This window comes from Lutibacter sp. (assembly GCF_040883305.1).
Classification (GTDB): domain Bacteria; phylum Bacteroidota; class Bacteroidia; order Flavobacteriales; family Flavobacteriaceae; genus Lutibacter.
Genome location: NZ_JBFLKT010000416.1, coordinates 1 through 4,772, shown reverse-complemented (window position 1 = coordinate 4,772; position 4,772 = coordinate 1). Strand labels below are relative to the sequence as shown.

The window sequence follows — 4,772 nt, the reverse complement described above, 5'->3', positions numbered from 1 at the left end:
TGCCAATTTCCATTATTTGCAGCTAAATCATAATCTAATAATTTTTCAGCAAAATAGGCTTCTCCCCAACGCCAATCTATTAACAAATGTTTGTTTAAAAAACTCGCAACAATCATTCTAACTCGGTTGTGCATATAACCAGTTTTATTCAATTCGAGCATACCAGCATCAACAATTGGATAACCCGTTTTCCCTTCGCACCATAATTTAAATTCTTCTTCATTATTTCTCCAAGGAATAAAATTATATTTTGGTTTAAAGTTTTCATTTACAACTTTTGGAAAGTGACATAAAATTTGCATAAAAAATTCTCTCCAGATAAGTTCGTTACAATACGTTTCGTTTTTAGTCTGCGCATACTTAAATAATTTACGTATACTTATTAAACCAAACCTTAAATAAACAGAATTATTAGACGTATTAACAATTGGAAGATCTCTAAAATTTTGATAATCTAAAATTGCATTCTTATTTATCGCCCTAACTTTTATAGCACTTTCTGTAAAACCTAACTCCTCTATTGAAGGAAAATTATAACTAGATTTTATAAAATGTTGTTTATAATTTTCCGAAGAAAGTAATTTTAGTTCCTGCGAATGAAACAAATTCCACCACTTATTTTTAAAAGGCGTATACACTGTATACGGTTTTCCATCATCTTTTAAAACCTCTCCCGCTTCAAAAATAATCTGGTCTTTGTATGCATTTACTTCAATATTATTTTTAGCACATAATTTAGTTATTTCAGTATCTCTTTTAATTGCATAAGGTTCATAATCCTTATTAAAAAACACCTTTTTAATATTGAAATTATTTAAAAGCGCTTTCCAAATAATGGAAACTTCACCTTTTTTAATATATAAAGAAGAATTATTTTCAACTAAATCTGAATTTATTTTTCTTAATGTTTCGTGAATAAAATTTACTCTAGCATCATTTTCCGGCAATTCATTTAAAATTGCTTCATCAAAAATAAAAATTGGAAGTACTGGATATTTAGAGTTTAACGCATAAAATAAGGCAGTATTATCGTACAGACGTAAATCTCTTCTAAACCAAAAAACAGCAATTTCTTGTTTACTTTTCATTTACTTTTTTGTTAAAAATTGGTTTAAATTTTTCAATTAGCACAGTTGCTCCATACAACATACTAAAAGCGTAAAAAGCATCTTCAATTGGAACGGTTCCTAATCTAATTCCTAAATTTTCGGCATTGTTATACCAAACAACTTGGTCTTCAATAAAACTTCCTGTTAACAGTCCGTTTACTATAAAAAACGGAATTAAAACAACTAAAAATGTAATGTAAAACGACTTTAAAATGGTATCTTTAGTTACTAATGCATATATTAAAAGAGCCGCAAAAACTGAAAAATTTATAAGAGTGTACCATTTATAATAATTGAAAAATACAATTAGAATTGCCGTAAGTAGCAAAACTATTGTTATCCATTTTGTGTTTTTTTTTGATAAGGCTAAATTTGGGAAAAAATGCAACAACGCATAATGCGTAAAAATACTAGCATACGGAATAAAGAAAAAGAACAACACTTCTTCAAAAGGTAAATTAATAATTGTTGGGCCTAATAAATATGTTGGATTAAAACCCCAAACACCAATACTTGTAAACCATACATCCCAAATTAAAAATGGAATAGCAACAATTAGAATTGCTAAAAAAACAGATTTCCAATACTGTATAAACCGCATTTTTTTTTCAAAACTATATAAAAACGGAATTGAAAGAGAAGTTATATTTATGATAAAATATAAAGAGGTCATATTTTAAAATACTTAAAGGGAACAAACAACATACCGAAACACTCACCTTCTTCTTTTCCTAAATGTTTATGATGTACTTTATGTGCTTTCCTTAAGCCTATTAAATATTTGTTAGTTGTTTTATTAAACCATTTAAAACGTTTATGAATTAAAACATCGTGAACTAAAAAATATGCCATTCCGTAAAACATTATTCCCAAACCAATAAAAAATAAATAGTTTATACCTCCTTCAACTCCAAAGTAAAATAAGGCAATGCTAGGAACTGCAAAAATCACGAAAAACACATCGTTTCGCTCAAACCAATTTTGATACCTTGGCTGGTGATGATCTTCATGAAAATACCACAAAAAACCGTGCATAACATACTTATGCGTTAACCAGGTTACACATTCCATTAGCAAAAAGATAGCTACTGTAATTAAGGCAAATATCATAATTTATCTAGTGTTTGATGAATTTTATTTTTTTTAGTTTCACTTAAATCATCTAACGACAACATAATGTTTAGCATTTTAATTTTGAAACTTTTGCTTAAATTTGAAGTTAATAATTTATTAAAAATAATATTAAAATCTTCTTCAATATTTTTATTATAACCTAAAAATTTAGGAATTTGCTTTTGCATTAAAAAACGAATATACCTAATTTCTATACTATTTGGATTTTCAGAAATATCTTGATCTAAGATTTTCTTTCCTTTTTTAAAAAACTTTAATTTAGAAAATGGCCCTTTTACATAGCGAGATTTCATTAAAATCATAGCTGCATTATAACCTTTTGCTTCGGGCGAACTATCGTTTTTAAGTTTTTCTATAAACTTATTTGCTTCATCAAAAGATGTAATATAAGGAAATTGATTTCTCACCTGCTCAAGTGGTGTTTCCACACTAGAGAAAATTAAAGAAAAAACAATGATTCCTAAATATTTCATTATAGCAAGTTTAATTTATAAACTACAAAAGATTTTGCTAATAAACTTATTTTTAACGGATTAGAAACACGAATACGTGTATTTAATATTTCTGAAGAAGGTGTCTTTTTTAACTTATTCAATAACCTTTTATAATAAACATAGGCCGTATAGACTCCGAATTTTGCTTCTAAAGGCAATTTTTTAATTCCTATTAATGCTTCCATAAAATCTGCTTCTATCTCCGCAATTATTTCTGCTTTATCTTCTATATTCAACTCTTTTAAATTAACTCCTGGAAAGTAAGATCGGTTTAATAATTCATAATCATCTTTTAAATCACGTAAAAAATTTACTTTTTGAAAAGCAGAACCCAATTTCATTGCAGAAAACTTCAATTCATCATACTTTTCACTATCTCCATCAACAAATACCTTTAAACACATTAATCCTACAACATCGGCCGATCCATAAATATACTCGTTATATTCTTCGACAGTATTGTATGTTTCTTTATTTAAATCTGCTTTCATACTTTTCAAAAAAGACTGAATTAAATCGTCTGTAATATTATATTTTTTTACAGTATGTTGAAAAGCATTTAAAATAGGGTTTAAGCTAATATTATTTTTATGTGCTTTGTAATAATCTGCTTCAAATTCATTTAATAAAAACGCTTTATCATGTATATGAAAAGAATCTACAATTTCATCAGCAAAACGAACAAATGCATATACACTATAAATAGCTTCTCTAATTTTGGGCGACAACATATACACCGCTAAAGAAAAAGAAGTACTATATTTTCTAGTAACAATTTTACTACATTTAAAAGACGTTTCGTCGAATAGCTCCTTCATAATTTTATTTTTTTTAGTTAGTTGTAGTTTTATTTAGTGTTTTTTATAACCATATCTGAAACAATTTTTCCAGAAATTATAGCTGGTGGAACACCAGGACCAGGCACCGTTAATTGACCCGTAAAAAATAAATTTTCAACTTTTTTACTTTTTATTTTTGGTCTTAAAAATGCGGTTTGAAATAAGGTATTTGCCAAACCATAGGCATTTCCTTTATAAGAATTGTAATCATTCACAAAATCGTTCACACAATACGATTCTTTAAACAACACCTTCTCTTTTAAATTTTGTCCAGTTAAGTTTTCTAAACGTTCCATAATTTTTAAGAAATACTCTTCTCGCACCTCTGGAATATCCGTTAAACCTGGTGCCAAAGGAATTAAAAAAGTTGCAGCTTCTTTTGATTTCGGAGCAAAACTAGTATCTGTTATACTAGAAAAACTTGCATAAAATAACGGATCTGCTGGCCATTTTGGATTATCATAAATATCTTGTGCGTGTACATCAAAACTGGTGTCAAAAAATAATGTATGATGCGCTACATTCTTAATTTTTGTGTCAAAACCTACATAGAAAAGCAACGCAGAAGGAGCAAAAGTCTTTTTCCCCCAATACTTTTCTGAATACATTCTATACTTTTTAGGTAATAAAGTTTCAGTATGATGGTAGTCTGCACCGCTAATTACTGCAAAAGACTCCATAAATTTATCGTTTGAAAGAACTCCCTTAATTTTATCTTCTTCAACTACAATCTTTTCAACATTTTGGTTGGTTAAAATTTCAACCCCTAAATCTTCTGCTAATTTTACAAAACCATTGACCACTTCATACATTCCACCTTTCGGATGCCAAGTTCCTAAGCCAAAATCAGCATAATTCATAAAATTATAAAAACTTGGAGTATTTGTTGGTTTCGCACCTAAAAACAATACCGGAAACTCCAAAATTTGTTGAAGTTTTGTGCTTTTTATTTTCTTACGTACTGTTGAACTAATAGATGTAAAAAACTGATTCGCTTTAGATAGAGTGGTAAAATTTATTAATTCTGAAATAGATTCGCCAGGTTTATAAACCAAATCGTTAATTGCAACTTCGTAATTAAATTTGGCTGAATCTAGAAATTGTTTTAAATGTTTAGAACTCCCCTTTTCTTCATTCTCAAATACATCATAAATTTCGCTTAACGTACCTGGAATTGTAATGGAATCATCTTTGCC

At 28.2% G+C, this 4,772-nt stretch carries 6 protein-coding genes; all 6 read right to left on the bottom strand.

All coding sequences use genetic code 11. The annotated features are described in order from the left end of the window. The coding region (locus AB1Z17_RS13465; RefSeq protein ID WP_368052289.1) for a deoxyribodipyrimidine photo-lyase at window positions 1–1,088 on the bottom strand (1,088 nt) is incomplete at its 3' end. Further along, a complete protein-coding gene (locus AB1Z17_RS13460) occupies window positions 1,078–1,782 on the bottom strand; it encodes a lycopene cyclase domain-containing protein (protein ID WP_368052288.1) in 705 nt (234 codons plus the stop codon). The genes AB1Z17_RS13460 and AB1Z17_RS13465, both read right to left, overlap by 11 nt. Beyond that, the gene (locus AB1Z17_RS13455; RefSeq protein WP_368052287.1) at window positions 1,779–2,219 is read right to left on the bottom strand and encodes a carotene hydroxylase; all 441 of its coding nucleotides are present in this window, start codon (window positions 2,217–2,219) and stop codon (window positions 1,779–1,781) included. The genes AB1Z17_RS13460 and AB1Z17_RS13455 overlap by 4 nt, the downstream gene beginning before the upstream one ends. Beyond that, window positions 2,216–2,716, bottom strand: a complete 501-nt coding sequence (locus tag AB1Z17_RS13450) for a hypothetical protein (protein WP_368052286.1) — start codon at window positions 2,714–2,716, stop codon at window positions 2,216–2,218. Before AB1Z17_RS13450 ends, AB1Z17_RS13455 begins: the two co-directional genes overlap by 4 nt. Further along, the gene (locus tag AB1Z17_RS13445) at window positions 2,716–3,555 is read right to left on the bottom strand and encodes a phytoene/squalene synthase family protein (RefSeq protein ID WP_368052285.1); all 840 of its coding nucleotides are present in this window, start codon (window positions 3,553–3,555) and stop codon (window positions 2,716–2,718) included. The genes AB1Z17_RS13450 and AB1Z17_RS13445 overlap by 1 nt, the downstream gene beginning before the upstream one ends. A 29-nt stretch (window positions 3,556–3,584) precedes the next feature. Further along, window positions 3,585–4,772: phytoene desaturase family protein (locus tag AB1Z17_RS13440; RefSeq protein ID WP_368052284.1), on the bottom strand; the 1,188-nt coding region annotated here is incomplete at its 5' end.